Source organism: Achromobacter sp. D7-1 (genome assembly GCF_059760445.1).
Window position 1 is genome coordinate 26948 of sequence record NZ_JCBAMT010000025.1, and the last position, 25837, is coordinate 52784.

At 66.2% G+C, this 25837-nt stretch carries 28 protein-coding genes; 8 read left to right on the forward strand and 20 right to left on the reverse strand.

Features of this window, described 5'->3' with window-relative positions:
- Nucleotides 1-55: 55 nt before the first annotated feature.
- The 6 genes from AC6LKD_RS13280 to AC6LKD_RS13305 form a co-directional block, all read right to left on the reverse strand.
- Nucleotides 56-1261, reverse strand: a complete 1206-nt coding sequence (locus tag AC6LKD_RS13280) for an ABC transporter substrate-binding protein (protein WP_013391469.1) — start codon at nucleotides 1259-1261, stop codon at nucleotides 56-58.
- A gap of 57 nt (nucleotides 1262-1318) precedes the next feature.
- Entirely contained in the window at nucleotides 1319-2044 is a 726-nt protein-coding gene (locus AC6LKD_RS13285; RefSeq protein ID WP_492276961.1) for an ABC transporter ATP-binding protein, read from the reverse strand.
- On the reverse strand, nucleotides 2037-2792 hold the full coding sequence (locus AC6LKD_RS13290; protein ID WP_492276962.1) for an ABC transporter ATP-binding protein: 756 nt from the start codon (nucleotides 2790-2792) through the stop codon (nucleotides 2037-2039). Before AC6LKD_RS13290 ends, AC6LKD_RS13285 begins: the two co-directional genes overlap by 8 nt.
- Before the next feature lie 90 nt (nucleotides 2793-2882).
- Nucleotides 2883-3794, reverse strand: a complete 912-nt coding sequence (locus AC6LKD_RS13295) for a dihydrodipicolinate synthase family protein (protein ID WP_013391472.1) — start codon at nucleotides 3792-3794, stop codon at nucleotides 2883-2885.
- Between the two features lie 289 nt (nucleotides 3795-4083).
- Complete coding sequence (locus AC6LKD_RS13300) at nucleotides 4084-4971, reverse strand: alpha/beta hydrolase (RefSeq protein WP_492276963.1); 888 nt, start codon at nucleotides 4969-4971, stop codon at nucleotides 4084-4086.
- 38 nt (nucleotides 4972-5009) lie between these two features.
- Nucleotides 5010-5897 (reverse strand): LysR family transcriptional regulator, encoded by an 888-nt coding sequence (locus AC6LKD_RS13305; RefSeq protein WP_498116505.1) that lies wholly within the window; start codon nucleotides 5895-5897, stop codon nucleotides 5010-5012.
- A gap of 98 nt (nucleotides 5898-5995) precedes the next feature.
- Here AC6LKD_RS13305 and AC6LKD_RS13310 point away from each other — a divergent pair, with 98 nt between their 5' ends.
- Together AC6LKD_RS13310 and AC6LKD_RS13315 are read left to right on the forward strand one after the other, a co-directional pair.
- Entirely contained in the window at nucleotides 5996-6400 is a 405-nt protein-coding gene (locus AC6LKD_RS13310; protein ID WP_013391475.1) for a CidA/LrgA family protein, read from the forward strand.
- The gene (locus tag AC6LKD_RS13315; RefSeq protein ID WP_492276966.1) at nucleotides 6390-7082 is read left to right on the forward strand and encodes an LrgB family protein; all 693 of its coding nucleotides are present in this window, start codon (nucleotides 6390-6392) and stop codon (nucleotides 7080-7082) included. Before AC6LKD_RS13310 ends, AC6LKD_RS13315 begins: the two co-directional genes overlap by 11 nt.
- 8 nt (nucleotides 7083-7090) lie before the next feature.
- On the opposite strand, the gene AC6LKD_RS13320 is transcribed toward AC6LKD_RS13315, so the two are convergent.
- Together AC6LKD_RS13320 and AC6LKD_RS13325 are read right to left on the reverse strand one after the other, a co-directional pair.
- The gene (locus tag AC6LKD_RS13320; protein ID WP_498116506.1) at nucleotides 7091-7735 is read right to left on the reverse strand and encodes a LysE family translocator; all 645 of its coding nucleotides are present in this window, start codon (nucleotides 7733-7735) and stop codon (nucleotides 7091-7093) included.
- The gene (locus tag AC6LKD_RS13325; RefSeq protein WP_498116507.1) at nucleotides 7732-8655 is read right to left on the reverse strand and encodes a DMT family transporter; all 924 of its coding nucleotides are present in this window, start codon (nucleotides 8653-8655) and stop codon (nucleotides 7732-7734) included. Before AC6LKD_RS13325 ends, AC6LKD_RS13320 begins: the two co-directional genes overlap by 4 nt.
- A gap of 194 nt (nucleotides 8656-8849) precedes the next feature.
- Here AC6LKD_RS13325 and AC6LKD_RS13330 point away from each other — a divergent pair, with 194 nt between their 5' ends.
- From AC6LKD_RS13330 to fusA, 4 genes are all read left to right on the forward strand, one after another.
- Entirely contained in the window at nucleotides 8850-10262 is a 1413-nt protein-coding gene (locus AC6LKD_RS13330; RefSeq protein WP_085947831.1) for an aminotransferase-like domain-containing protein, read from the forward strand.
- A gap of 41 nt (nucleotides 10263-10303) precedes the next feature.
- Nucleotides 10304-10648, forward strand: a complete 345-nt coding sequence (locus AC6LKD_RS13335; RefSeq protein WP_013391480.1) for a protein tyrosine phosphatase family protein — start codon at nucleotides 10304-10306, stop codon at nucleotides 10646-10648.
- 100 nt (nucleotides 10649-10748) lie between these two features.
- Nucleotides 10749-11213, forward strand: a complete 465-nt coding sequence (locus AC6LKD_RS13340) for a universal stress protein (protein WP_013391481.1) — start codon at nucleotides 10749-10751, stop codon at nucleotides 11211-11213.
- A 270-nt stretch (nucleotides 11214-11483) separates the two neighbouring features.
- Nucleotides 11484-13595, forward strand: a complete 2112-nt coding sequence (fusA, locus tag AC6LKD_RS13345; protein WP_498116508.1) for an elongation factor G — start codon at nucleotides 11484-11486, stop codon at nucleotides 13593-13595.
- A gap of 18 nt (nucleotides 13596-13613) precedes the next feature.
- Here the strand turns inward: fusA and AC6LKD_RS13350 are convergent, their stop codons facing one another.
- The gene (locus AC6LKD_RS13350) at nucleotides 13614-14570 is read right to left on the reverse strand and encodes a DMT family transporter (RefSeq protein ID WP_498116509.1); all 957 of its coding nucleotides are present in this window, start codon (nucleotides 14568-14570) and stop codon (nucleotides 13614-13616) included.
- Between the two features lie 244 nt (nucleotides 14571-14814).
- Here AC6LKD_RS13350 and AC6LKD_RS13355 point away from each other — a divergent pair, with 244 nt between their 5' ends.
- Nucleotides 14815-15285: an Lrp/AsnC family transcriptional regulator gene (locus AC6LKD_RS13355; RefSeq protein WP_013391484.1), complete on the forward strand. Its 471-nt coding sequence runs from the start codon at nucleotides 14815-14817 to the stop codon at nucleotides 15283-15285.
- Nucleotides 15286-15386: 101 nt separating this feature from the next.
- Here the strand turns inward: AC6LKD_RS13355 and AC6LKD_RS13360 are convergent, their stop codons facing one another.
- On the reverse strand, nucleotides 15387-16196 hold the full coding sequence (locus AC6LKD_RS13360) for an alpha/beta fold hydrolase (protein WP_013391485.1): 810 nt from the start codon (nucleotides 16194-16196) through the stop codon (nucleotides 15387-15389).
- A gap of 128 nt (nucleotides 16197-16324) precedes the next feature.
- On the opposite strand from AC6LKD_RS13360, the gene AC6LKD_RS13365 reads away from it, so the two are divergent.
- Nucleotides 16325-16822, forward strand: coding sequence for a YbaK/EbsC family protein (locus tag AC6LKD_RS13365; RefSeq protein ID WP_013391486.1), 498 nt, complete (start codon nucleotides 16325-16327; stop codon nucleotides 16820-16822).
- A 17-nt stretch (nucleotides 16823-16839) separates the two neighbouring features.
- Here AC6LKD_RS13365 and AC6LKD_RS13370 read toward each other — a convergent pair whose 3' ends face one another.
- The 10 genes from AC6LKD_RS13370 to AC6LKD_RS13415 form a co-directional block, all read right to left on the reverse strand.
- On the reverse strand, nucleotides 16840-17649 hold the full coding sequence (locus AC6LKD_RS13370; protein WP_498116510.1) for an ABC transporter ATP-binding protein: 810 nt from the start codon (nucleotides 17647-17649) through the stop codon (nucleotides 16840-16842).
- The gene (locus tag AC6LKD_RS13375; protein WP_013391488.1) at nucleotides 17646-18689 is read right to left on the reverse strand and encodes a FecCD family ABC transporter permease; all 1044 of its coding nucleotides are present in this window, start codon (nucleotides 18687-18689) and stop codon (nucleotides 17646-17648) included. The genes AC6LKD_RS13370 and AC6LKD_RS13375 overlap by 4 nt, the downstream gene beginning before the upstream one ends.
- Nucleotides 18689-19378 (reverse strand): tol-pal system protein YbgF, encoded by a 690-nt coding sequence (ybgF, locus tag AC6LKD_RS13380; RefSeq protein WP_013391489.1) that lies wholly within the window; start codon nucleotides 19376-19378, stop codon nucleotides 18689-18691. Before ybgF ends, AC6LKD_RS13375 begins: the two co-directional genes overlap by 1 nt.
- Before the next feature lie 87 nt (nucleotides 19379-19465).
- Complete coding sequence (gene pal / locus AC6LKD_RS13385) at nucleotides 19466-19966, reverse strand: peptidoglycan-associated lipoprotein Pal (protein WP_013391490.1); 501 nt, start codon at nucleotides 19964-19966, stop codon at nucleotides 19466-19468.
- A gap of 31 nt (nucleotides 19967-19997) precedes the next feature.
- Entirely contained in the window at nucleotides 19998-21320 is a 1323-nt protein-coding gene (tolB, locus tag AC6LKD_RS13390) for a Tol-Pal system beta propeller repeat protein TolB (RefSeq protein ID WP_041654868.1), read from the reverse strand.
- Nucleotides 21321-21336: 16 nt separating this feature from the next.
- Nucleotides 21337-22446 (reverse strand): cell envelope integrity protein TolA, encoded by a 1110-nt coding sequence (gene tolA, locus AC6LKD_RS13395; protein WP_498116511.1) that lies wholly within the window; start codon nucleotides 22444-22446, stop codon nucleotides 21337-21339.
- Between the two features lie 39 nt (nucleotides 22447-22485).
- Complete coding sequence (locus tag AC6LKD_RS13400; protein WP_041652194.1) at nucleotides 22486-22944, reverse strand: ExbD/TolR family protein; 459 nt, start codon at nucleotides 22942-22944, stop codon at nucleotides 22486-22488.
- The gene (gene tolQ, locus AC6LKD_RS13405) at nucleotides 22944-23624 is read right to left on the reverse strand and encodes a protein TolQ (protein ID WP_013391494.1); all 681 of its coding nucleotides are present in this window, start codon (nucleotides 23622-23624) and stop codon (nucleotides 22944-22946) included. The genes AC6LKD_RS13400 and tolQ overlap by 1 nt, the downstream gene beginning before the upstream one ends.
- Nucleotides 23625-23626: 2 nt before the next feature.
- Entirely contained in the window at nucleotides 23627-24049 is a 423-nt protein-coding gene (gene ybgC, locus AC6LKD_RS13410) for a tol-pal system-associated acyl-CoA thioesterase (RefSeq protein ID WP_013391495.1), read from the reverse strand.
- Between the two features lie 53 nt (nucleotides 24050-24102).
- Complete coding sequence (locus tag AC6LKD_RS13415) at nucleotides 24103-25830, reverse strand: proline--tRNA ligase (RefSeq protein WP_498116512.1); 1728 nt, start codon at nucleotides 25828-25830, stop codon at nucleotides 24103-24105.
- Between the last annotated feature and the right edge of the window lie 7 nt (nucleotides 25831-25837).

Genomic DNA, 25837 nt, shown 5'->3' on the forward strand with positions numbered 1-25837 from the left:
GCGCCGCGGCCAGGGCAGCCGGCGCCGCACGCCAGGCGTGCGGCGCGTGGCGGCTTTACGTCTTGTTCAACGAGCACGCGGCCTGGGGCTTGGGAAACACGTCCTCGCCCTTGAGCACCGACTTCACGTTGTAGTAGTCCCAGGGCGCCTTGGATTCCTTGGGCGTCTTTACCTGCAGCAGGAGCATGTCGTGTACCAGTGCGCCGTCGGCGCGCAGCTTGCCGTTGCGGATCACGGCGTCGTTGATGGTCATTTCGCGCAGCTTGGCCATGACCGCCGGCGCATCGTCGGTGCCAGCGGCTTCGATCGCCTTCAGGTACGACAGCGTGGCCGAATACACGCCCGCCTGCGAGGCCGTCGGCATCTTCTTGGCCTTCTCGAAGAACTTCTTGGCCCAGGCGCGCGAGGCGTCGTCATAGTCCCAGTAGAAGGCTTCGGTCAGGTACATGCCCTGCGCCTTGGCCAGGCCCATGCTGTGCACGTCCGAGATGTAGGTCAGTAGCGGCGCCACGATCTGCTTCTTGTTGATGCCGAACTCGTTGGCCTGCTTGACCGCGTTGACCGTGTCGTTGCCGGCGTTGGCCAGCGCGATGACATCCGCCTTCGAGGCCTGCGCCTTCAACAGGAACGAGGAAAAATCATTGCCGGGGAAGGGGTGGCGCGACACGCCCACCACATTGCCGCCGTTTTCCTGGATGACTTCGGTGCCGTCCTTTTCCAGCGAGTGGCCGAAGGTGTAGTCGGCGGTGATGAAGTACCAGCTCTTTTTGCCCTCCTTGACCAGCGCGCGCGCGGTGCCGGCGGCCAGGGCATAGGTGTTGGTGGTCCACTGCGCGTTCAGCGGCGAGCATTTCTCGCCCAGGATGGCGGTGGACAGGCCGGCCGACGGCATGGTCACGCGGTTCTTCTGCTTGGCGATCTCCATCACCGCCAGCGCGGTGGACGCCGTGGGGAAGTCGGTGATCATGTCGACCTTGCCTTGGTCGAACCATTCGCGCGCCAGGTTGGCGGCGACGTCGGGCTTGTTCTGGTGGTCGGCCGAAACCACTTCCACCGGTTTGCCCAGCACCTTGTTGCCCATTTCCTCGGCGGCCATGCGGGCCGCGATCACAGAGCCGTTGCCAGCCAGGTCGGAATAGACGCCGGACAGGTCGGTGAGGACGCCGATCTTGACCACGTCGTCGCTGACCTTGGTCTGGGCCTGGGCGGCGCCGATCATGCCGACGGCGAACAGCGCTGCTGCGATTCGATTCAATTTCATCTGACTACGCTCCGTGTAGGAAGGGGACTGCGGTCGGAAGGAATGCGGCTGGAAAACTCAAATGCCGAGCAGGGCGTTCAGCCTGTCCTGCGATTGCCGGACCTCGGCGCGGTCGATCACCGCCACCACCTGGCCGTGTTCGATGACGTAATGGCGGTCGGCCAGGTGCTGGGCGAAGCGGAAGTTCTGCTCGACCAGCACGGTGGTGTAGCCGCGCTCTTTCAATTGCCGGATCACGCGGCCCAGGGACTGCACGATGACCGGGGCCAGGCCTTCGGTGATTTCGTCCAGCAATAGCAGGCGGGCGCCGGTGCGCAGGATGCGCGCCATCGCCAGCATCTGCTGTTCGCCGCCCGACAGCCGCGTGCCAGGGCTGTGGGCGCGTTCTTTCAGGTTGGGGAACATGTCGTAGATCTCCGCCACCGACATGCCGTCCGGCCCCACGGAGGGCAGCAGCATGAGGTTTTCCTCGGCGCTCAAGGACGCATAGATGCCGCGTTCCTCGGGGCAATAGCCGATGCCGCGGCGCGCGATCTTGTGGGGCGGCAGGCCGACGGTCTCCTGGCCCCGGATCTTGATGGAGCCGCTGCGCCGGCCCACCAGTCCCAGGATGGACTTCAGCGTGGAGCTGCGGCCCGCGCCGTTCCTGCCCAGCAGGGTCACGCATTCGCCCGGCTTCACGTCCAGGTCTATGCCGTGCAGGATGTGCGATTCGCCGTACCAGGCGTGCAGATTGCGGATCTCCAGCATGCTGGAGGTCGAGGCCGGGGCGGCTTCATTCATCTTCGGCTCCCATGTAGGCTTCGCGCACCGCCGGGTTTTCCGACACGGTTGCGTAGGGGCCTTCGGCCAGGATCTCGCCCCGTTGCAAGACGGTGATGGTGTCGGAGATGTCGGCCACCACTTTCATGTTGTGTTCGACCATGAGGATGGTGCGGCCGGCGGAGACCTGCTTGATCAGGTGCTTGACCCGGTCTACATCTTCGTGGCCCATGCCCTGGGTGGGTTCGTCGAGCAGCAGCAGCTCGGGTTCCAGCGCCAGCGTGGTGGCGATTTCCAGCGTGCGCTTGCGGCCATAGGGCAGGTCGCCCGCGGCCACGTCCAGATGCGTGCGCAGGCCAACCTGGTCCAACAGTTCCTCGACACGATGGTGCAGGCTTTCCAGCGTGCGTTCCGAACGCCAGAAGCAATAGTCCACGCCCAGCCTGCGCTGCAAGGCCACGCGCACGTTTTCGCGCACCGACAACTGCGGGAACACGGCGGAAATCTGGAACGAGCGCACGATGCCGCGGCGGGCGGTCTGCGCCGGGCGTTCCTGCGTGATGTCCACGCCGTCGTACAGGATCTCGCCGCGCGTCGGGATGTGGAACTTGGTCAGCAGATTGAAGAAGGTGGTCTTGCCCGCGCCGTTGGGGCCGATGAGCGCGTGGATGGCGCCACGGCGCACGCTCATGTCGACGTTGTTGACCGCAACGAAGCCGCGGAATTCCTTGCTCAGGCCCCGGGTCTGAAGAATGATGTCGCTTTGCATGATGTCCGTTAGGCTTGCGGGAGGACAGGCCCTGGCGCGTCGCGGCTCCGCCACGCGCCAGGAGGTTCGTGCTTCTTCCGGAGCCCGGCCTTACTTCGACTGGTACTGCGCGGGGCGCTTGGCCAGCGAGGCCTGGATGATGGCGGCGCAGCGTTCGCGCTCCGCCCCGACCAGCGGCAGGCGCGGACGGCGCACGTGCTCGTTGCCCACCCCGGCCAGCGTCTCGGCCAGCTTGATGTTCTGCACCAGCTTGGTCGACACATCCAGGTGCAACAGCGGCGTGAACCACTGGTACAGCGCCAGCGCTTCCTGCCACTTGCCGGCCTTCATCAGGTCGTACAGGGCTACGGTCTCGCGCGGAAAGGCGGTCACCAATCCCGCCAGCAGGCCGTCGGCGCCCAGCGCCAGCGCCTCGAACGACAGGTCGTCCACGCCGATGAACAGTTGGTAGCGGGTGCCCAGCGCGTTGCGCAGGTCGGTCAGGCGGCGCACGTCGTCGCTGCTTTCCTTGATGGCGACCAGCCACTTGCAGTCGGCCAGTTCGACCATGTGCTCGGTCTTCAGGTCCACGCGGTAAGCGACGGGGTTGTTGTAGATCATGCAGGGCTTCTGCGCTGCTTCGGCCATGGTGCGGATGCTCTGCATCGCTTCGCGCGCGTCCGCCACGTAGATCAGCGAAGGCATCAGCATGAAGCCGTCGACGCCGAGTTCCACGGCGGCCTTGATGAAGCGCAGCGCCTCGCGGGTGCTGGTTTCCGATACGTTGGCCAGGACAGGAATGCGGCCCGCGCTGACTTCAACCGCGCAGCGCGTCACTTCCAGCTTTTCTTCCAGGGTCAGGGTGCTGGCTTCGCCCAGCGAGCCGCAGGTGACCAGGCCGTGTACGCCGTTATCGATCAGGAAGCCGAAGTGCTTGCGCATCGCCTCGAAGTCGAGGGTCTCGTCGGCATGGAACTTACTCGTTACGGCAGGAAAGACCCCCTGCCAAAGCACGTTACTCAACTGGCTTCTCCTCAAGATGCCGTCGCTTCAATGGCGGAGCGGCGAGCAGGAGCAAAGTCTAATATCTAGTAAATATATTTAGAAGATATTTTGATTTGGGGATTTCCCGGGGCGGGTCATCCCGGAGGGGGGGGGAGGCCGGCCGGGGTGGGATTTCGCAAGGGGCGTATGTTCGGGGCGGAGCCTGCCCAGCGCGCGCATTTTCGCGGGACGGGCAGGTGTACGGGAAACGCGCTATTGGCGCGTGCGGGCAGGGCCGGCTAAGAGCCCGCCGCGCCGGTTCGGGCCGTCAGCCCGCCTTGCGCGGATACGCGCGGCTCGCGTCCTGCATGAAGGTTTTCACCGCGGTCTCATACTGCGCGCCGCTGCGAAAGGCTCCCGAGTGCGTGGCGCCTTCGATCTTGACCAGGCGCTTGAGCTCGGGCGCGACATTGCTGGCGGCGGCGTAGAGCTCATCGCTCATGGTGTGGGGCACCACGCGGTCGGCGGTGCCGTGCATGAACAGCATGGGGGTGCGCATGCGCGCCAGCTTTTCCACCGAGGCGAACGGCTGTGTGACCAGCAGACTGGCGCCCGGCACTTTGCCCCAACGCAGCGTGCCCAGCATCGCGCCGATGCTGGTGAAGCTGGACTCCACGATCAGGCCGGCGAACGCCGGCTGCTCCGGGCGCGCGGCCAGGTCGATCGCGATTGCGCCGCCCAGGCTGTGGCCGTAGATGAAGCGGCGCGACGGATCGGGCTGGATCCGGGCCAGTTCCTTCAGCCCGGCCACGGCATCTTCCAGCGCGCTGTCCTCGGACGGCAGGCGCGGCGTCGACGCGCCGAAGCCGCGGTAGTCGATGGCCAGCACGGAATAGCCCATGCGGGTCCAGCCGTCGATGCGAAAGGCGCTGCCGTTCAGGTTCCAGCGCGCGCCATGCAGGTACAGCACGGTGGGCGCGCCGGCTTGCGGGCTTTGCCAATACCAGGCGCGCACCTTGTCGCCGCCGGCCAGCGTCAGGTCGTAGACCTGGGTGCCGGCGGCGGGTTCGCGCCACCAGGTCTGCGGTTCGGACTGGGGAGAGAAAATCGTCTGCCGCTGCCAGGAATCGAGTTGGCTGCAGCCAACCACGCTGGCGCCGGCAAGCAGGGCAACGGCGAACAGGCGGCGGGGAGAGAGGCGGGGTAGGGCGGGCATGGAGTGTCTGACCCGGGCGAGGCGGCTGGGTTCCGGCATCAGCATACTTCGGGATGGACTTCTCGCGTCAAGGCCAGCCAGGCCTGGGCGGCATGCGACAGGTAGCCGCCGCGGCGCCAGACCAGCACCATTTCCCAGTCCGTGCCGGCATCGCGCAGCGGCACGCGCGCCACGCCCGCGTGCAGTTCTTCCCGGGCCTTCAGGCGCGGCAGGAAGGCCACGCCGAGGCCGGCCGCCACCAGCGCCACGATGAAATCGATCTGGCCGCTGCGCGCGGCAATGGTGGGCGCGAAGCCGGCGCGCTGGCAGGCGTCGTGGAGGATGCGGTTCAGGGCGAAGCCAGTCTCGAACAGGATGAACGGCGAGTCGCGCAGTTCGCCCAGTCCCACGGTTTCGGCGCGCGCCTTGGGATGGTCGGCGGGCATCAGCGCCACCAGCGGTTCGCGCGCCACCGGTTGCCACTCGAAAATGTCGGGCACTGGCTTGAGCGAACCCGCCAGTTCGATCTCGCCGGCCATCACCATTTCCTCCAGGCGGCGGCTGCCGTGTTCCACCAGGCTGATCTCGATCTGCGGGTAGCGGCTGCGAAAGCGCGCGAACATGGGCGCGAACAGGGTGCTGCTGCCCAGCGGCGGCAGGCCCAGCCGCAGCACGCCGCGCTTGAGCCCCTTCAATTCGTCGAGTTCTGCATACAGGTCGTCGCGCTGCGCCAGCATGGCCACGGCGCGGCGGTAGACGATTTCGCCGGCGGAGGTCAGTCGCGGGGGCTGGGCGTGGCGGTCCAGCAAGGGCATGCCCAGCTCGTCTTCCAGCTGGCGCACCGCCTTGCTCACGGTGGGCTGGGTGGCGAAGACGGTCTTGGCCGCCTGGGAAAAGCCGCCTTGGCGCACGACCTCGACCAGGGCGCGCAGGGGACGCAGTTCCATGGTTATGCCTGTTTGGAATGGGATGGATTCGATGAATTCATTTTATCTATGGGCGGCCCGGGCGTAAAACATCTACTTGCCGCTGGAACTTCCATTCAATGTCTCGCCCACGCCTCATCATTCTTCTACGCAGCCGGCTGCGCCGCAGCCGCGTGCTGCAGATCTGCCTGCTGATCCTCTTTTCCCTGCTGGGCCAGGCGCTGGCCCAACTGCTGGGCCTGCCCGTGCCGGGCGGCGTCATCGGCATGGCGCTGGTGCTGCTACTGCTGGCCACGCGCCGCCTGCGGGTGCGCAATGTGCACCGCGGCGCCAGCTGGCTGCTGGGCGAGATGCTGTTGTTCTTCGTGCCCGCCGTCATGTCGCTGCTGGATCACCGCGAATTCCTCGGCCTGCTGGGGCTGAAGTTGCTGGCCGTCATCCTCCTGGGCACGGCCTTGGTGATGACCGGCACGGCGCTGACCATCGATCTCTGCTACCGATGGATGAACCGCCATGCCGGCTGATTTCAACCTGTGGTTCTGGCCCGCCGCGACCGTGCTGGCCTACGTCTGCGCGCGTCTGTTCTACCGGCGCTTTGCCTGCTGGTGGACGTCGACACTGGTGGTGGCGCCCGCGCTGCTGCTGGCATTGGCGATTGTGTTGCACACCGGCTATCGGGAGTACATGGCGGGGTCCCACTGGCTGATGGCGATGCTGGGGCCGGTGATCGTCGCGTTTGCGCTGCCCTTGTACGAGCAGCGCGCCTTGATCCGCCGCTACTGGCCGGTGCTGGTGGCCGGCGTGGCGGTCGGCAGCTTGATCGCGGGCGTCAGCGCCTGGATGCTGGGCAGCCTGCTGGGCTTGTCGCCGGACCTGCGCCTGAGCCTGCTGCCGCGCTCGGTGGCCACGCCGTTCGCGGTGGCGGTGTCGTCGCACGTGGGCGGGGTACCGGATCTGACGGCCGTCTTCGTGATCGTCACGGGCGTATTCGGCGCGGCCATCGGCCAGCTGATGCGGCGCTGGCTGCCGCTGCGTTCGGCCTTGGCGCGCGGCGCGCTGTTCGGCATGGGCGCGCACGGCGCCGGAACGGCCAAGGCCCGCGAACTGGCGGCCGATGAAGGCGCCGTCGCGGGCCTGGTGATGGTGATGGCGGGCTTGTTCAACGTGCTGGTCACGCCCGCCGTGGTGGTGGGACTGCTGGCCTGACGGCCGCGTCAGTGCAGCATTTCCAGCGCCACCGGATACAGCGAGGCCACCAGCAGCAGCGCCATGCCCACATTGAAGGCGCGGATCGCCCAGGGCTTGTGCAGCACGCGGCGCAGCGCCGTGCCGAAGGTCACCCAAATGCCGATGCTGGGCAGGTTGACGACGCCGCAGACGACGGTGGCGATGACTAGGTTGGCGAAGAAGCCGTTCTGCGGCGTGTAGGTCGCGATCACGCCCACGGCCATGACCCAGGCCTTGGGGTTGACCCACTGGAAGGCAGCGGCCTGCAGAAAAGTGAAGGGCTTGCCGCGCGCCTCGCCGTCGTCCATTTCGCCGGAATTCGCGATCTTCCAGGCCAGGTACAACAGATAGGCCGCGCCCGCGTACTTCAGCACGGCGTACAGCTGCGGCACCTGCTGGAACACCGAGCCCAGCCCGATGCCCACCAGGAAGATCATGAAGGTAAAGCCCAGGTTCACGCCCAGCAGGTGCGGCACGCTGCGGCGGAAACCGAAGTTCAGGCCGGAGGAGGCCAGCATCACGTTGTTGGGGCCGGGCGTAATCGAACTGACCAGCGCGAACATGGCCAGCGGGCCCAGCAAGGACAGGGACATCAAGGGCACGTCGGCCCAGTTGGAGGGGAGCAGATTCATTTCTTGGTTCTGACGATGGCGCGGCGTCCGCCGGCGATAACGGCGATCACGGCAGCGGCGAAGACATACGTCGCCGGCTCCACGGATTCGCCAAACAACATTGCGGCCGCCACCACCGTCAGGAACGGCTGCAGCAACTGCACCTGGCCGACCCGGGCGATGCCGCCCACGGCCAGGCCGCGATACCAGGCAAAAAAGCCCAGGAACATCGAACCCAGCGCCAGATAGGCGCAGGCATAGATTACAGAGGCGGTAGGCCAGCTGGCCTGCTGCGCCGCCATCCAGCCGACAGGCGCCGCTACCACCGGTGCGCTGATCACCAGCGCCCAGCAGATGGTGCGCCCGCCGCCCAGCGTGCGGGAAGCGCGCGCGCCTTCGGCGTAGCCCATGCCGCCCAGCACCACGGCCAGCAGCAGCCAGAGGTAACCCGTCTCTAGCGTGCCGTTGCCTTGGCGCAAGGCGTAGGCCGTGACCAGGGCGGCGCCCAGTACAGCCCAGGCCCAGAAGCCCGGAGAAGGGCGTTCGCCGCTGCGCAACGCGGCAAACGCCGCGGTCGACAGCGGCAGCAAGCCATTGAACACCGCGCCCTGCGCAGCGGGTACGGTCTGCATGGCGAGCGAGGACGCCAGCGGCCAGCCCACCACGATCCCGAGCGCGGCCAGGATCACGCCGGGCCACTCCTGGCGGTTCGGCCTGCGTGCGCGGGTCAGCCAGAGCACGACGACGGCTGGCACGGCTGCCAGCAGGGCGCGGCCCAGCCCTACCAGCAGCGGCGCCAATTCGGCGACCGCCAGGCGGGTCATGGGCAGCGTCAGGGAAAAGACCAGCACCCCCAGAAAACCATAGCCGTAGCCCTCCCAGAGCGTGGCGGGCGCGGCGGGCGCGCCTTGGGAGGTCGGATAGAAAGCGGGACGGGTCATCACAGCCACCAGGGAATGGGAACGCCGCGGGCATCGCGCCCGTCCGCTCTTGCGGGTTTCCGGCATTGCTGTCACTCTACGCATAGTTATCGGTACAGTACCGGTACACTTTTGCATATCACTTTAATCACTGGCCTGGTGAAATTCCCATGACAGTTGCTTCCGCCGCGACCCCCTCCATGCCCTGGCAGCCCGTGCGCCAGGCCGACGCCACCCTGGTGGCGCAACTGGCCGACGGGCTGGCGCGCCGCATCGACGAACAGGGGCTGCGGCCCGGCACCCGGCTGCCGTCGATCCGCAAGATGGCGGAACAGTCGGGCGTCAGCCGCTTCACCGTGGTCGAGGCCTACGACCGTCTGGTGGCCAGTGGCCTGGTGCAATCGCGCCGCGGCGCAGGGTTCTTCGTGCGGGCGCGCAGCGGCCAGTTGGCGGCGGTCGCCAGCGCGGCGCCCGTGGCGCTGACGCCGCCTGCCCGCATCGACGTCGCCTGGCTGCTGCGCAGCATGTTCCGCGACACCAATCCCTCAGGCATGCCGGGCGGCGCGGGGCTGCTGCCGGCGGACTGGCTGGATCCGGAGATGGTGGCGGGGGCGGTGCGCGCGGTGGGGCGTTCGGTGCGCGGACACCTGGTCAGCTATGGACATCCGCAGGGCTTTGCGCCGCTGCGCCAGCAGATCGCCGCCTTCCTGCAGAACGACGGCGTGCCGGCGCACCCGGAACTCAATCTGCTCACCACCAACGGCGTCACGCACGGGCTGGACCTGATCGCGCGGCACCTGGTCAAGCCGGGCGACACCGTGCTGGTCGAAGATCCCGCCTGGTTCGTCATTTTCGGCCGCCTGGCTGCCTTCGGCGCGCGCCTGATCGGCGTGCCGCGCGGCCCCGACGGCCCCGACACGGCGCTGCTCGAACAGTTGGCGGCCCAGCACAAGCCCAAGCTCTTCATCATCAACAGCTCGGTGCACAATCCCACCGGCCACCGGTTGTCGGCCGGCGTCGCCTACGACATCCTGCGCATCGCCGAACGCCACGATTTCCTGGTGGTCGAAGACGACACCTACGGCGAACTGCACCCTGGCGGCGCCATGAAACTGGCCGCGCTGGACGGCCTGAAACGGGTGATCCTGGTAGGCGGCTATTCCAAGATGCTGGCCGCCAGCCTGCGCGTGGGCTACCTGGCCGCGAATCCCGAGATGCTGCAGAAGCTGGCGGACCTGAAGATGCTGGCCGGCCTGACCTCGCCCGAACTGGGCGAGCGGGTCATCCACCGCGTGCTGATGGAAGGGCAATACCGCCGCCACATCGAGCGCGTGCGCCTGCGGGTCGACGACGCCCGCCAACGTTGCCTGAAAGGGCTGCTGAAGCTGGGGCTGACCGTGCCGCACGAGCCGCATGCGGGAATGTTCGTCTGGGCTGACTATGGCCGCGATACCGAGGCGCTGGCGCGCGTGGCGGCGGATCACGGCATGTTGCTGGCGCCGGGCACGCTATTTTCCCCGTCACAGGCGCCTTCGACCATGCTGCGCTTTTCGGTCACCATCGTCGATCATCGCGGCGTCTGGACCGATCTGGAAAAAATCTTCGCGCAAAACGCCTCCAGCAATTAATAATAGAGAGCTATCTCGTTGACGCCATTGAAGGAAACGCCATGTCCGCACCCATCAAGCCCCTGACCCAGAATTTCGCCGTCGCGCCGCAGCTCGGCCCGGACGACATGGCGGACGTCGCCGCCGCCGGCTACAAGAGCGTCATCATCAACCGTCCCGATTTCGAAGGCGGCCCGGACCAGCCCACCGCTGCGGACGTGTCCAAGGCCGCGCTGGCCGCCGGCCTGCAGATCGAGTACCAGCCCGTGGTGGGCAGCGCCATGACCTCCGCCGACGTGGTGCGCTTCGCCGAACTGCTGCGCACCCTGCCGGGCCCGGTCCTGGCGTATTGCCGCACCGGCACGCGCTGCACCAATCTGTTCGCCGCTGCTCAGCAACTGGGCTGAACGCGCGCTTGACGCGCGTCAAGGCGCGCCGGGTTCCGTTGATGTGAACCTGGCGCGTTTCCGGTAGCATGGAGGTACCTCACAGACAGGAGCAGGCAAGATGTTCAAGAAGATCCTGATTCCCACCGACGGTTCTCCGCTCTCGGCCCAGGCCGCCAACGCCGGTATTTGCTTCGCGCGCTCCGTGGGCGCTGAAGTCGTCGCCCTCTACGTGACCCAGCCTTTCGCTGCCACGATCGGTTTCGACGGCATGGCCGCCGCTTACGCCATCACCGACGAAGACTACGAAAAGGCCTCCGCCGAGCAAGCCGACAAGTACCTCAAGCAGATCACCGATCGCGCCGACACCGCCGGCGTGAAGTCCGAATCGCGCGCCGTGTCCAACTTCAACGTGGCCGACGGCATCGTGCAAGCCGCCGCCGACGCCGGCTGCGACCTGATCTTCATCGGCAGCCACGGCCGCAGCGGCCTGTCGCGCCTGCTGCTGGGCAGCGTCACCGCCAAGGTCCTGTCGCTGGCCAGCACGGCAGTGCTGGTGTACCGCGTCAAGGAAGAAAAGAAGTAGCCGGCCCGCATCAGCCGCCGCGGAACGCTCTACGGAGTTGCCCCAGGCTGGCGCATGGCGAACGAGCCCCTCCTGATGGAGGGGCTTTTTTTATCCTTGGCCCTTGCAGGGACTAGGCTTGTTTCTTGGCACGCCGCGCGTAATATTTACGCATCAGTGCGGGCGCGATTTCGCCATTCTCAAGCACCCTACGCGGCATGGCGCCCGCCGCGGCAAGGCCCGGTCGGGCTTGCCGTCTTCGCCCGGTAGTTCACTGCAAGGGAAGAGGCCATGACTCGCAAGACGCGTATCGAGCTATACCGCAATATCGGCATCAGCGCCCATATCGACGCGGGCAAAACGACCACCACCGAGCGCATCCTCTTCTACACCGGCATCACCCATAAAATCGGCGAAGTGCACGACGGCGCCGCCGTGATGGACTGGATGGAGCAGGAGCAGGAACGCGGCATCACCATCACGTCGGCCGCCACCACCGCCTTCTGGAAGGGCATGGCGGGCAATTATCCCGAACACCGCATCAACATCATCGACACGCCGGGCCACGTCGACTTCACCATCGAGGTCGAGCGTTCCATGCGCGTGCTGGACGGCGCGGTCATGGTCTATGACGCCGTGGGCGGCGTGCAGCCGCAATCCGAAACCGTCTGGCGTCAGGCCAACAAGTACAAGGTGCCGCGCCTGGCTTTCGTCAACAAGATGGACCGGGTCGGCGCGGATTTCCTGCGCGTGCAGCGCCAGATCGCCGAACGCCTGAACGGCGACGCCGTGCCCATCCAACTGCCGGTGGGCGCCGAGGACCATTTCGAAGGCGTGATCGACCTGGTCAAAATGAAGGCCATCATCTGGGACGAGGACAGCCAGGGCGTGCGTTTCGAGTATCGCGACATTCCCGCCGAGATGCAGGCGCAAGCCCAGGAATGGCACGACAAGATGGTGGAAAAGGCGGCGGAAGCCAACGAAACCCTGTTGGAAAAATACCTGTCGGGCGAAGCGCTGACCGAGGACGAGATCAAGCAGGGCCTGCGCATGCGCACGGTCGCCAACGAAATCGTGCCCATGCTCTGTGGCAGCGCGTTCAAGAACAAGGGCGTGCAGGCCATGCTGGACGCGGTCATCGACTACATGCCTTCGCCCGTTGATGTGCCCGCGATCAAAGGCCACGATGTGCGCGACCACGAAATCGAACGCCATCCCACCGACAACGAACCGTTCTCGGCCCTGGCCTTCAAGATCATGACGGACCCCTTCGTCGGCCAGCTGGTGTTCTTCCGTGTCTATTCGGGCGTGGTGAAGTCGGGTGACTCCGTCTTCAATCCCATCAAGGAAAAGAAGGAGAGGCTAGGCCGCATCCTGCAGATGCACGCCAACGAGCGGCGCGAGATCACCGAAGTCTACGCGGGCGACATCGCCGCGGCCGTGGGCATCAAGGACGTCACCACCGGCGACACGCTGACCGATCCGGCCCACATCATCATCCTGGAACGCATGGTGTTTCCGGAGCCCGTGATTTCCCAGGCCGTGGAGCCCAAGACCAAGGCCGACCAGGAAAAAATGGGCATCGCGCTGGGCCGCCTGGCGCAAGAGGACCCGTCCTTCCGCGTGCGCACCGACGAGGAATCCGGGCAGACCATCATCTCCGGCATGGGCGAGCTGCACCTGGAAATCCTGGTCGACCGCATGAAGCGCGAGTTCGGCGTCGAGGCCACCGTGGGCAAGCCCCAGGTCGCGTACCGCGAAACCATACGCAAGGCCTGCAACGAGGTCGAAGGCAAGTTCGTCAAGCAATCGGGCGGGCGCGGCCAATACGGCCACGTGGTGCTCAAGCTGGAGCCGCAGGAACCCGGCAAGGGCTACGAATTCGTCGACGCCATCAAGGGCGGCGTGGTGCCGCGCGAATTCATCCCGGCGGTCGACAAGGGCATACGCGAAGCGCTGAATGCGGGCGTGCTGGCGGGTTACCCGGTGGTGGACGTGAAGGCGACGCTGTTCTTCGGGTCCTATCACGATGTGGACTCGAACGAGAACGCCTTCAAGATGGCGGGCTCGATGGCCTTCAAGGAAGGCATGCGCCGCGCGGATCCGGTGCTGCTGGAGCCCATGATGCACGTCGAAGTGGAAACGCCCGAGGACTTTACCGGCAACGTCATGGGCGACCTGTCGTCGCGGCGCGGCATGGTGCAGGGCATGGAGGACATCGCCGGCGGCAGCGGCAAGCTGGTGCGGGCCGAAGTGCCGCTGGCCGAGATGTTCGGCTATTCGACGTCGCTGCGTTCGCTGACCCAGGGGCGCGCGACCTACAGCATGGAGTTCAAGCACTATGCCGAGGCGCCGCGCCAGGTGGCGCAGGAAGTGATGGCGGCCCAGGGCGCCGGCCGCTGAGTCTGAGAGTCGTGCGTGTCAGGCGGGGGCGGCGGCCGTGGGCGCCGCCGCGCGCATGCGCGACGAAGCCAGTTTCACGCCCAGCAGGATCATCACAAAACCGTAGGCATGGAACAGCTGCGGGGCTTCGCCCAGCAGCGGCCAGGCCAGCAGCGCGGCATAGACCGGCACCAGGAACATCGATAGTCCCGCGGTGGCCGGGCCGGCCTGGCTGATCAGGCGGCCATACACGTAGTACGCGCCCAGGCTGGGACCCACCGCCAGGAACAGCAGCACTGCCGCCAGGCGCGGATCGCCCCAGGGCGGCGTGGCGCCAGCCGCGGCCTCGATGGCGGCGAAGGGCGCCAGCGCCAGCACGCCGCCCAGCATCAAGGTCGCGAGCCGCGCGCTGTCGGGCACCGCAGGCAGGCGCAGGCGCTTTTGCAGCACGGTATAGAGGGCCCAGCCGGTGGCGGCCAACAACACCCAGAGGTCGCCCTGGCCGAAAGCCAGCCGCGCTAATGTCTGCGCGTCGCCGCGCGCCAGCACCACCAGCACGCCGCCCAGGGCCAGCGCCAGTCCCGCGCCGCGCAGGGCGGACAGCGGCTTGCGCCAGATGACGGCCTCCAGCAGCGCCACCAGGATGGGGCTGCAAGAAAAGATCAGGGCGATGTTGGTCGCGCTGGTGCTCTGCGCGCCGATGTATTGCGGAGCCACCGCCACGCCCATGCCCAGCACCGCCAGGGGCGCCAGCGATGGCAAAGCGCGCCACAGCGTCTTGCGGTGCGCGCGCAGGGCGGGCGCGGCGAGCGGCAACAGGATCAGCAGGGCGATCAGCCAGCGGCCGAAGGCCAGGAAGACGGGAGGGAGGTTGGCGTCGTGGGCCCAGCGGGCCGCCACCATGTTGGAGGCGAATAGTGCCGGAGCGGCGAAAAGCATGGCGGTGCCGGAGAGGCCCAGGCCGTTTCTTGCGGGTGCTGCTGCTGCGAGAGACATGGTTTCCTGCCGCGCGGATCGGCGCGCGGCGTGCTGCGTTGAATCTGTCGGCGCCTGCGCCGGGTTATGCCGCAGCGTGGACGCCGAAATCGGACGGCCGGGATAGGTGGCTGCCTTGCAGGAGAGTCTACGGGCAGGAAAGCAAAATAGGTTTCCTGATTCACGCCTTATTGGCGGAATGTGGAAAATATCTGTCTTGTAGAATTGTTTTTTTAAGAGATATTATCTTCAGATCAAGCCCGCCATGCCCACACCCCCCAAGATCGACGAAACCGACCGCAAGATCCTGCGCGCCTTGCGTGCGGACGGACGCCTCACCAATCTGAAGCTGGCCGAACAGGTGGGGCTGTCGCCCACGCCGTGCTGGAACCGGGTCAAGGCGCTGGAAGAGGCGGGCGTGATCGAGGGCTACGCGGCTCTGCTGAACCAGAAGGCGCTGGGTTTGCCGGACACCGTCATGATCGAGGTGACGCTGGAGCATCACGACGACGACACCCTGGCGCGTTTCGGCGAAGAAATCACGCGGCTGCCGGAAGTGGTCGAGGCCTTTCTCGTGACGGGCGAGTACGACTATCTGATCAAGGTGGCGGTGGCGGGTACCGAAGGCTACGAGGAATTCCTGCGCAAGCGGCTGTACAAGCTGCGTGGCGTGCGGCACAGCCGCTCCACGTTTGTGTTGCGGCGCTTGAAGCACACGCCTTCGGTCGAGCCCTAGCTCAACCCCCAAGCGTGCACCCTCGCTCGAGCCCTAACGCGACGCCCAAAAGCGCACTGTCGGACGCGCCCAGCCAGGCGCACTCTCGGCCGGGCACCGGTTCAGCCGCCGATGAACGTCTCGATGGCGCCGTTAAAGGCGCGGGGATTGCCCAGGTTCATGCCGTGCGACGATCCCGTGATGGTCACGCGCTGCGCCTGCGGCAGCCACTGCGACAGGGCGTCCAGCACGGCCGGGTAGGGCGCCGGGCTCAGGGCGCCGCCGATCAGCAGAGTCGGCAGCTTCAGCGTGCCGATCTGCGCCGGCGTCAGCGCTTCGGGCTTTTCCTCGGCCTGCCCGAACAGCGTGCCGACGTTATCGCGCACCATCTCCTTGAACCACGGCACCATGCGCTGCCAGGTGTCGGGTCCGGTCACGGTATCGACGAACAGCGCCAGGCCAGTTTCGATCTCGCCGTCGCGGATGAGGGCCAGCGCGCGCTGGCGAAAGCCGCCGCGCTGGTCGTCGTCGCCCGGCAGGGGCAGGCCGGGGTCGGCCAGGGTCAGGCTGCGTAGCGCGCCGGGCTGTTGCAGCGCCGCTTCCAGCGCCACGCGGCCGCCGCGGGAATGGCCCACCAGATGGGCCGGTCCGCCGGCCACGGTATCGATGAACTCCAGCACGTCATTGGCATGTTGCTCGATCGAAAAGCCTTCGCCCTCGCCGTCCCAGGTTTCGGGCCAGTAGCGGCGCAGGCACACCGCCAGCACGCGGAACGACTTGCCCAGCGGCGCCATCTGCGACTTCCAGTAGCGGCAGTCGGACAGGGAGCCATGCACCAGCACCATGGGCGCGCCGCTGCCGTACTCGGTGTAGGACATGGCGTAGCCGCCGATCAGCGCGGTTTGCAGGGGCAGGACGGGTTCGGAACGCATGGGTGTCGTATGGGAAAGCCAGGTCCGCATTCTAGCCCGCTGGCGTCTGCCGGCGGCGCTGATAAACTCGTTTCCGACCTGCCGGCGCGCTGTCCGCGCCGGCTTCGCACCACTACGGAGCCGCCCCGATGTCCCCTGAGTCGCTTGCCGCCTTGCCCGAATCCGCCCAGCGCGTCGCGCGCCTGCTGCTGGAGCTGGGCCATGACAAACCCGTGGTGGTCCTGCCGCAAACCGGCAAGACCTCGGCGGAAGCGGCGGCGGGGCTAGGCTGCGAGGTTGCGCAGATCGCCAAGTCCATCATCTTCCGGCGCGCCACGGACGACGCTCCGGTGCTGGTCATCGCCAGCGGCGCCAACCGCGTGGACGAGGCCAAGGTGGCCGCGCAGGTGGGCGCGCTGGCCAAGGCGGACGCGAAATTCGTGCGTGACATGACCGGCTATGCGATCGGCGGCGTATGTCCCATCGGCCATGCGGTCAAGCCGGTGATGCTGCTGGACGCGGACCTGTTCAACTACGACAGCCTGTGGGCCGCGGCGGGACATCCGCATGCGGTGTTCAACCTGACGCCGCGGCAACTGGCGGATATGACTGGCGCACCGGTCGTGGATGTGGCCCTGCGCGGCTGAGTCCGCGCCCGCCACAATCAGTGCGGGTGCGTGTCCAGGCCGTCGATCAGCACTTGCCGCAAGCCGCGCGAGCAGGTCTCCACCCGCCCTTCGACGCCGTACACGGCCGCCAGCGAGGCCGGCGTGATCACGTCCGCCGGCAAGCCTGCGGCATGCAGCCCGCCTTTATGGATCATGACCGCGCGGTCGGCGTGCTGCAGCGCCACGTTCAGGTCATGCAGCACGATGACGCTGATCAAGCCATGCTCCCGGGTCTCCTGCCGCAGCAGCCGCATGACGTGGAACTGATAGTTCAGGTCCAGCGCCGACAGCGGTTCGTCCAGCAGCAGCACGCGCGGATGCCGGATCAGCGCCTGCGCCAGTCCCACCAGTTGCTTCTGTCCGCCGGATAGCGAATCCAGGTACTGCAAGGCCAGATGGGCAATGCCCAGCCGTTCCAGCAGGCGGTCTATGGCCTGCATGTCCACCGGCGTGGCCAGGCCGTCGCCGGCCTTGGCCGCCACCAGCACGGACTCGAATACCCGCAGGTGCACGGCGGCGGGCAGGCCCTGGGGCAGGTAGACCACATGACGCGCGCGCTCGCCGAAGCTCTGGCGGACCAGGTCCCGTCCATCCAGCGCCACGTCGCCAGCGCGCACGCGTATCAGGCCGGCCAGGGCCTTGAGCAGCGTCGATTTGCCGCTGCCGTTGGGGCCCAGCAAGGCGGTCACCTGGCCGGCTGCCAGTTCGGGCAGTGACAACTCATGCAGTACGTCCGCGCGGCCGTAGCCGGCCGTCAGGCCGCGCACGGCCAGGGCAGACGAGGGGGCAGTCTGGAGCGCAGTCATGGCATGCGCCGGCGCAGCACGACAGACGCGAAGAAGGGTATGCCGACCAGGGAGGTCACGATGCCGATCGGCACGATCACGCCGGGCATGAGATTCTTGGAAGCGATCGACGCCAGCGACAGGATCACGGCGCCCACCAATGCGCTACCCGGCAGGAAGAACCGGTGGTCCTCGCCGAACAGCCGTCGTGCAATGTGCGGCGCGACCAGCCCGATGAAGCCGATGGTGCCGACAAAAGCCACCGCCAGCGCCGACAGCAGGCTGACCCGGGCCAGCGCCGCAACGCGCACCCGGCGCACGTCCACGCCGAAACTCGCGGCGCGGTCCTCGCCCAGGCGCAGCGCCGTCAGTTTCCAGGATTGGCGCATGGCCAGCGGCAGCGCCAGGGCGAAGGCCGCCGCCAGCACGGCCACGGTGATCCAGCTGGAGCGCGACAGGCTGCCCATGGTCCAGAACACCAGGTTCTGCAGCGCTTCGGCGCTGGCCATGAACTGCACCAGCGATACCAGGGCATTGAAGGTGAACAGCATGGCGATGCCGAACAGCACCACGCCCGACGTGTTCATGCCGCCCCAGCGGGTTACCGCATCCAGCATCAAGGCCGCCAGCAAGGCGAACAGGAAGGCATTGCCCGCCACCAGCCAACCGGCGGGGATGCCGGGCACGCCGAGCTGCAGCACGATGGCCAGCGAGGCCCCGAAAGCGGCGGCTGAAGACACGCCAAGGGTGAACGGGCTGGCCAGCGGATTGTTCAGGATGGTCTGCATTTCGGCGCCCGCCATCCCCAGCGCCATGCCGACCAGCGCGGCCATCAGCGCGGACGGCAGACGGATGTCCCACACGATCACGCGGGTGGTCGGGTCGGCGGCGGCGGGGCGGGTGAGCGTCTGCCAGAGCTCGCCCCAGGGCAGGCCTGACGGACCCACCGTGAAGTCGGCCAGCAGCGCAATGAAAAGCGCCGCCAACAGCAGGGCGATAAGCCCTGCCCGGCGGCGCAGAATGTGCCGGTAGGCGGCAACCGCGTTCGCGGTTGGCGGCATTACTGCAGCAGCTGCAGACGGCTCTTGGCCGTGCTCGCGGCCGGCGTGGTCGGATAGTCGCGGACGATGCGTTGCAACGTGGTCTTGGCGCCGGCGCGGTTGTTCATTTCGATCTGGCTGCCGGCGATGACCAGCAGGGCGTCCGGCGCGCGCGCGTTGTCCGGGGCCTTCTGCACCATGGCGTTCAACTGTTCGATGGCGCCCTTGAAGTCCTTCAGCGCGTAGCGGCTGCTGCCCAGGTAAAACTGGGCGCTGGGCGCAAGCTGGCTGGCAGGGTACAGGGCGGTGAAGGCGGCCAGCGATTCGGACGCTTCCTTGTATTGGCCCTTGCGGAACAGGTCGATCGCGCCATCATAGGCCGCTTGCTCCTGGGGATCGCCGGCGGAGGCTCCCGGAGGATTGGCGCTGCCAGCAGCACCGCCCGGCTTGGCCGAAGGCTGCTGGCGCGACACCAGCTCCAACTGGTCGCGCAGTTGGGCGACTTCCTGCTGCAGAGCCTGAATCTGGTCGGCCAGTTGCAGCTTGGCGCGCTGGCTTTGTTCGTTCTGCTGCTGCACCTGTTGGCGCAAATCCAGGATGGCCCGGCGGGCTTCATCGTCGGAAAAAGCGTGGGCGGGCGCCGCCAGGGCCGCCAGCACCAAGCCGGTGGCCGCAATCAGAGGACGCAGGGACAGAACGTTATCGCGCATGAAAATTCCCGGGGTATAAAAACAAACGTCGGGACGGCCGGTTGACCGTCCCGACGCGTGGTAGGGCTCTAGACTATACGAAAAAGCTTAGCGGCGATAAACGATATCGGCGCGGCGGTTTTCCGCAAAGTCGGCTTCCGACGTGCCAGTCGACTTCGGCTTTTCTTTACCGAAGCTGATGGTTTCGATCTGGTTGTCGCTGACGCCCAGCAGGGTCATCATGCGGCGCACGGCGTCGGCACGGCGCTGGCCCAGGGCCAGGTTGTATTCAGCGCCGCCGCGTTCGTCGGTGTTGCCTTCGATCTTGATGGTCTGCTGCTGATGCGAGGCCAGGTACTTGGCGTGGGTTTCGACCAAGCTGCGGTACTGGTCCGACACCGTGTAGCTGTCGAAGTCAAAGTACACCGAGCGCTGTTGCGCCAGGATGCTTTGGGGGTTGAAGGGATCAAGGATCTGGCCAGAGGCCGAGGATCCTTGGCCAGCGCCTCCGCCCTGACCCGCTTTATCGTCGAGAGGGACGGAGCTGCAAGCTGCCAGGGCGGCAGCCAGAGCGGCGATGGTTAGGCTTTTGGCAATGCGCGACTTCATGATAGTTCCTTTGCAAAGAGAGTCACACGTGTTATCGGGTAAATGGGCCCCAAGTCGGTTCACGTATTTCCCCATTCAGTACCGAAAGCGTCTGCCGTACGCGGCCATCGCTCGACACACCCGCAAGCACGCTACGTCCATTTTGGATGGCGGCGTAGAGGACTTGCATTCCATTTGGCGCAAAACTCGGGGACTGATCGTCACGACCATCAGTCAGCAAGGTCTCGGAGCCTGAGGACAGGTTCAGCGATGCGATACGAAACGCGCCGTCGCGTCTTGCAACGTACAGTAGCGTCGATCCATCGGGGGAAATTCGGGGTGATATGTTGTAACCACCATTAAACGTGAGGCGGCGAGCTTCGCCGCCACTCGAGCCGGTCTGATAGATTTGCGGCCCGCCGCTGCGGTCACTCGTAAAGATAATGGAAGCACCGTCTGGCGTAAAGCTCGGTTCGGTGTCAATCCCGGGAGAACGCGTAACTCGCGTCGGATTGGAGCCGTCCGTTGCGCCAACGATGTAAATTTGCGACAAACCATCGCGGGTCAGGGCCACGGCCAGCTTGCTGCCGTCGGGCGACCAGCCGGGTGCGCTGTTGTTGCCCTTGAAGTTGGCGACAGGCGAGCGGGCGCTGGTTGCCAGATTGTGCACGTAGACGACAGGTTTGCCGGATTCGAAGCTCACATAGGCGAGCTTGGAGCCATCGGGCGACCAGGACGGCGAAATGATGGGCTCGCGCGAACGCAGCGCCACCTGGGGATTCTGGCCGTCGGCGTCGGCCACCTGCAATTCGTAGGTGGCGCCCTTCTTCAGCACGTACGCGATACGCGTCGAGAAGACGCCCTTAACGCCGGTGATCTTCTCGTAAATGCGGTCGGCGATCTGGTGTGCGACGCGGCGCAGTTCCTGCTCGGTGCCCGAGAACGCCACGCCATCCAGCTGGCTCTTCTTGACCGTGTCGGCCAGGCGGTAGCGGACGTCGTAGCGGCCGTCGCCGCCGCGCGTGATGCTGCCGTAAGCGATGAAATCCGCGCCCTTGCCGCGCCAGTCGTCGTGGGCGATGGGGGAGTCCACATTCAGGCCGGAACCTGCGGCGTTGATCAGGCGGAACTGGCCCGTGCGGGTCAGGTCGGCGCGGATCACTTCGGCCAAGGCGCGGCCATGGGTGTCGTCAACCGCGAAATCGGCGATGGCCACGGGGTACTGGGTGGCGCCGGTGCCGGAAATGTCGACGCGCAGCTGCGCATGGGCGGGCTTGATGGCCATCAGGCAGGCCAGGGTCAGCATCAGCAGACCGAGTCCATACGATCGCCAGAGAGCGAGGGGGGGTACTCGTCGGCTATAAGCGGGAGTCATATTCATCAATCTCCTGTCAATCATACATTCTGTACACAACGTCAATAATGGGTTCGTAGCGGCCCGTCGAGGGCTTCGGGAACGGGTTGCAACGGCGGATGCCTGTCTCGACCGCGCGGTCGAAGCCGGCATTGCCCGAAGAACTGGTCAAAGTGACGCCATTGACCTTCCCGTCGGAACCTAACTGTACCCGGTATTGTGCCGTGGGATTTTCCGATCCGCTGCGGGCCGGGGGCGGATATGCCACCCCGGGTTGCACGCAGGCGCGGACCTTGGCGCCATAGCCGCTGTCGCGTCCGCCGCCCGCCTGGTTGCGGTCGGCCGTGCCGCCGGGGATGCCGGCGGCGCCCAGGGCGTCGTTGCGGAAGGCATCCTTCAGCGCCTTGTCGGCAGCGGCCTTCTTGGCGGCTTCTTCCTTGGCCTTCTTCTCGGCCGCAGCCTTTTTCTCGGCGGCGGCTTTCTCGGCGGCGGCCTTTTCAGCCTTTTCCTCGGCGGCCTTTTCGGCAGCGGCCTTCTCCGCCGCCGCCTTCTTGGCGGCGTCGTCCTTGGCCTTCTTTTCCGCGGCCGCCTTGTCGGCGGCAGCCTTTTCAGCCGCGGCCTTCTCGGCAGCAGCCTTGTCGGCGGCCTGGCGTTCCTGCTCCAGACGCCTCTTTTCCTTCAGTTCGGCCTGCTTGCGCTCTTCCTCGAGGCGCGCCTTTTCCTTGGCGGCTTCGGCCGCCTGGCGTGCCTTTTCTTCCTGCTCGCGCTTCTTCTTGGCTTCCTGCAGCGCGATTTCGGGGTCGACTTCCTCGGTCTTGGGCTGAGCTTCGGGCTCGGGCTTGGGAGGAGGCGGCGGCGGAGGAGGCGGCTCGGGCGCCTTTTCAGGCTCCGGCTTGGGTTCCGGTTTGGGCTGCGGCTTCGGCGGTTCGGGTTGCGGCGTGGGCGGCGGAGAGTCGGGCGAGTTGCCGTCAGCCCAGAGCTGGACCTGTACGGGGCCGGGGCTCTCGGAGCGCCAGTTCACGCCAAAGATCAAGACGATCAGCAGCAGCACGTGCACCGCCACGGCCAGAATCAATGCCTTCCGGTTGTCGTGGTTGGGCGGGGTGGCCGGGGGGCCGCTGCGGTGTCGGATTATGGGTGGCGTCATGAGCGTTGCATGCCGGCGGCGCCGGCGGAAGGCGTCGCGTTAGCGTTTTTTCGCGGGTGCGGGCTGGGAGCCGCCGGCGGACTGGTCCACCAGCAGGCCCAGGCGGGTGATGCCGTTGGTGCGAAGTTCATCCATGACCTTCACGACCGTCTCATAGGGCACCTTGCCGTCGGCGGCGATGACCACCGGGGTTTCCGCGGTAATGCGCGAACGCACTTGCGCCACCAGTTCGGGGCGCGCGATGTCCTGCATGGTGGCGCCGGGTTCGCGCATGCGCAGGGCGATCTTGCCATCTTCCGAAATCTGGACTTCCAGCGGCTTGACCGGCACGTCCGAAGCCGCGCCGACCGAGGGCAGCTGGATCAGGCCGGGCGTGATGAGGGGCGCGGTCACCATGAAGATGACCAGCAGCACCAGCATCACGTCGATGTACGGCACCACGTTGATGTCGGCCTTCATGCGGCGGCCGGACCTGCCGCGTGAGCTTACCGAGGGCATTAGCGCACCTGCCGTTGCAGAATGTTCAGGAATTCATCGACGAAGCTGTCGAAACGGATCGAGATGCGATCGATGTCGTTCGTGAAGCGGTTGTAGGCGACCACTGCGGGAATTGCCGCGAACAGGCCGATGGCGGTGGCGATCAGCGCTTCCGCGATGCCGGGGGCCACCGAGGCCAGCGTGGCCTGCTGCATGTTCGACAGGCCGATGAAGGCGTGCATGATCCCCCAGACCGTGCCCAGCAGGCCGATATAAGGGGACACGGAGCCGGCCGAAGCCAGGAAGTTCAGGTGCGACTCCAGCGAATCCATCTCGCGCTGGTAGGCGGCGCGCATGGCGCGGCGCGGGCCGTCCAGCACGGCGGTGGCGTCACCCGCGGCATTGCCGCGGCGGGCTTTCAGGAATTCGGTCATGCCGGCGTCGAAGATGCGGGCCAGGGCGCCTTGCTCATCGCGGCGCGAGGCCACGGCCTGCTGCAGCATGGAGAGGTCGCCGCCCGACCAGAAATCGTCTTCGAAACGGCGGGTCTGGGCGTGGGCCCGCTTGATCGCCAGCCGCTTGGCGAAGATGTAGGTCCAGGACATGATCGAAATGCCCAACAGCATCAGCATGATCAGCTGGACCGGCACGCTGGCGTGCGAAATCAGCGAAAGCAACGACATGTCGTTGGTGACTTGCATGGTTATTCCTGAATGAATTCCAGTTTGGCGCGAACGTCAGCCGGCAACTCCGCCGGCCGCATGTGAATGGCATCGACGCAGCAGACTTGGATGTTGCCTTCGGCAAGCAGTTCCCCGTCGCGTTCCGCGCGTTGCGCGAAGTGTATCGAAGCGCGGCCCAGTCGTGTGACTCGGCTGCGTATGGTAAGTAAATCGTCCAGCCTGGCCGGCTTGCGGTAGGACATGTCCAGGGAGCGGACAACGAACAGTCGTTGCTCGCTGACCGCCAGGTTGGACTGGTTGACCCCCAGGTTGCGCAGCCACTCGGTGCGTGCGCGTTCCAGGAATTTCAAGTAGTTGGCGTAGAAAACCACTCCGCCTGCATCCGTGTCTTCGTAGTAGACACGGACTTGCAGGACGGATTCGGCGGACTTCGGATCGGTCACGATGGATGGCAAAGGGCGGTCGGGACGCGAAAAGTCCGTAGTTACTATAAGGTTTACAGCGTGTCGAGCTTCGTCAGCACGGCTTCAAGCGCGGACTCTACCGGAATCTTGGCCGCTTCGGTTTCCCGACGGGCCTGCAATTCCACCACACCATCGTTCAGGCCGCGTTCTCCAACTGTTACACGCAGCGGCGCGCCGATCAGCTCCCATTCAGCAAACATCACGCCCGGGCGGGCATCGCGGTCATCCAGGATGACGTCCACGCCGCGCGCCAGGAGGGATTCATAAAGTTTCTGCGCGGTGTCACGCACCGTTTCACTTTTGCCCCAGCCGACCGGGCAGATTACCACTTCGAAGGGGGCGATCGCGCGCGGCCAGATGATGCCGCGGGCATCGTGGTTCTGCTCGATGGCCGCGCCCACGATGCGGGTCACGCCGATGCCGTAGCAGCCCATTTCCAGGACGGCGGGTTTGCCGGTCTCGTCCAGGAAGGTGGCCTTGAGGGCCTCCGAGTACTTTTTGCCCAGGTAGAAGACGTGGCCCACTTCGATGCCGCGCTGGATCGACAGGGTGCCCTTGCCGTCCGGCGAGGGGTCGCCCGCGACCACGTTGCGCAGGTCGGCCACCAGTTCGGGCTCGGGCAGGTCGCGGCCCCAGTTCACGCCCTGGATGTGGAAGTCTTCCTTGTTCGCGCCGCAGACGAAATCGGCCATGTTGGCCACGGTGCGGTCGGCGATGACGTGCACCGGACGGACGGTCTTGACCGGGCCCAGGTAGCCGGGCTTGCAGCCGAAGGCCTCGACGATCTCGGTTTCCGTGGCGAAGCGGAAGCCGGCCAGGCCGGGCAGCTTGCCGGCCTTGATTTCATTGAGTTCATGGTCGCCGCGCAGCAGCAGCAGCCAGATGTCGGCGCCTTTCTCGCCGTCGGTGGCCAGCACGATGGACTTGATCGTGCGTTCCAGCGGCAGGCCCAGCAGCTTGGCCACGTCCTCGCACTTGGCGGCGCCCGGCGTGGCCACGTCGGCCATGGCCTGGGCGGGTTCGGCGCGGGTGGGGTACAGGGCCACGGCCTCGGCCAACTCGATGTTGGCGGCGTAGTCGGAGTCGGCGTTGTAGACCAGCAGGTCTTCGCCGGTGTCGGCGATCACCTGGAATTCGTGGCTGCGGGTGCCGCCGATCGAGCCCGTGTCAGCGGCCACGGCGCGGAATCCCAGGCCCAGACGGCCGAAAATGCGCATGTAGGCGTTGTACATGGTGTCGTAGCTGGCCTGCGCGCCAGCTTCGTCACGGTCGAAGGAGTAGGCGTCCTTCATGGTGAACTCGCGGCCACGCATCAGGCCGAAGCGCGGACGGCGCTCGTCCCGGAACTTGGTCTGGATGTGATAGAAGTTCACCGGCAGCTGGCGATAGCTGTGGATTTCGTTGCGCGCGATGTCGGTGATGACTTCCTCGGACGTGGGCTGCAGCACGAAATCGCGCTGGTGCCGATCCTTGATGCGCAGCAGCTCGGCGCCGTACTGCTCCCAGCGGCCCGACTCCTGCCAGAGCTCGGCCGGCTGGACCACCGGCATCAGCAGCTCGATCGCACCCGCGGCGTTCATTTCTTCGCGGACGATGGCCTCGACCTTGCGGATGACTTTCAGCCCCAGGGGCATGTAGGTGTAGATGCCGCCCGCGAGCTTGCGGATCATCCCGGCCCGGGTCATCAGCTGGTGGCTGGCGACTTCGGCTTCGGAAGGGGCTTCTTTGAGGGTGTTGATGTGGTAGTTGGATGCGCGCATGTTTAAA

Coding starts and splice junctions, on each gene's coding strand:
- fusA (WP_498116508.1), top strand. CDS start 11,484: ATGACTCGCAAGACGCGTATCGAGCTATACCGCAATATCGGCATCAGC.
- AC6LKD_RS13370 (WP_498116510.1), bottom strand. CDS start 17,649: ATGACTGCGCTCCAGACTGCCCCCTCGTCTGCCCTGGCCGTGCGCGGC.
- tolA (WP_498116511.1), bottom strand. CDS start 22,446: ATGACGCCACCCATAATCCGACACCGCAGCGGCCCCCCGGCCACCCCG.
- AC6LKD_RS13290 (WP_492276962.1), bottom strand. CDS start 2,792: ATGCAAAGCGACATCATTCTTCAGACCCGGGGCCTGAGCAAGGAATTC.
- AC6LKD_RS13415 (WP_498116512.1), bottom strand. CDS start 25,830: ATGCGCGCATCCAACTACCACATCAACACCCTCAAAGAAGCCCCTTCC.
- AC6LKD_RS13355 (WP_013391484.1), top strand. CDS start 14,815: ATGCCCACACCCCCCAAGATCGACGAAACCGACCGCAAGATCCTGCGC.
- AC6LKD_RS13350 (WP_498116509.1), bottom strand. CDS start 14,570: ATGTCTCTCGCAGCAGCAGCACCCGCAAGAAACGGCCTGGGCCTCTCC.
- AC6LKD_RS13325 (WP_498116507.1), bottom strand. CDS start 8,655: ATGACCCGTCCCGCTTTCTATCCGACCTCCCAAGGCGCGCCCGCCGCG.
- tolQ (WP_013391494.1), bottom strand. CDS start 23,624: ATGCAAGTCACCAACGACATGTCGTTGCTTTCGCTGATTTCGCACGCC.
- AC6LKD_RS13400 (WP_041652194.1), bottom strand. CDS start 22,944: ATGCCCTCGGTAAGCTCACGCGGCAGGTCCGGCCGCCGCATGAAGGCC.
- AC6LKD_RS13310 (WP_013391475.1), top strand. CDS start 5,996: ATGTCTCGCCCACGCCTCATCATTCTTCTACGCAGCCGGCTGCGCCGC.
- AC6LKD_RS13320 (WP_498116506.1), bottom strand. CDS start 7,735: ATGAATCTGCTCCCCTCCAACTGGGCCGACGTGCCCTTGATGTCCCTG.
- AC6LKD_RS13280 (WP_013391469.1), bottom strand. CDS start 1,261: ATGAAATTGAATCGAATCGCAGCAGCGCTGTTCGCCGTCGGCATGATC.
- ybgF (WP_013391489.1), bottom strand. CDS start 19,378: ATGCGCGATAACGTTCTGTCCCTGCGTCCTCTGATTGCGGCCACCGGC.
- AC6LKD_RS13375 (WP_013391488.1), bottom strand. CDS start 18,689: ATGCCGCCAACCGCGAACGCGGTTGCCGCCTACCGGCACATTCTGCGC.
- AC6LKD_RS13305 (WP_498116505.1), bottom strand. CDS start 5,897: ATGGAACTGCGTCCCCTGCGCGCCCTGGTCGAGGTCGTGCGCCAAGGC.
- pal (WP_013391490.1), bottom strand. CDS start 19,966: ATGAAGTCGCGCATTGCCAAAAGCCTAACCATCGCCGCTCTGGCTGCC.
- AC6LKD_RS13335 (WP_013391480.1), top strand. CDS start 10,304: ATGTCCGCACCCATCAAGCCCCTGACCCAGAATTTCGCCGTCGCGCCG.
- AC6LKD_RS13315 (WP_492276966.1), top strand. CDS start 6,390: ATGCCGGCTGATTTCAACCTGTGGTTCTGGCCCGCCGCGACCGTGCTG.
- AC6LKD_RS13365 (WP_013391486.1), top strand. CDS start 16,325: ATGTCCCCTGAGTCGCTTGCCGCCTTGCCCGAATCCGCCCAGCGCGTC.
- tolB (WP_041654868.1), bottom strand. CDS start 21,320: ATGACTCCCGCTTATAGCCGACGAGTACCCCCCCTCGCTCTCTGGCGA.
- AC6LKD_RS13285 (WP_492276961.1), bottom strand. CDS start 2,044: ATGAATGAAGCCGCCCCGGCCTCGACCTCCAGCATGCTGGAGATCCGC.
- AC6LKD_RS13300 (WP_492276963.1), bottom strand. CDS start 4,971: ATGCCCGCCCTACCCCGCCTCTCTCCCCGCCGCCTGTTCGCCGTTGCC.
- AC6LKD_RS13360 (WP_013391485.1), bottom strand. CDS start 16,196: ATGCGTTCCGAACCCGTCCTGCCCCTGCAAACCGCGCTGATCGGCGGC.
- AC6LKD_RS13340 (WP_013391481.1), top strand. CDS start 10,749: ATGTTCAAGAAGATCCTGATTCCCACCGACGGTTCTCCGCTCTCGGCC.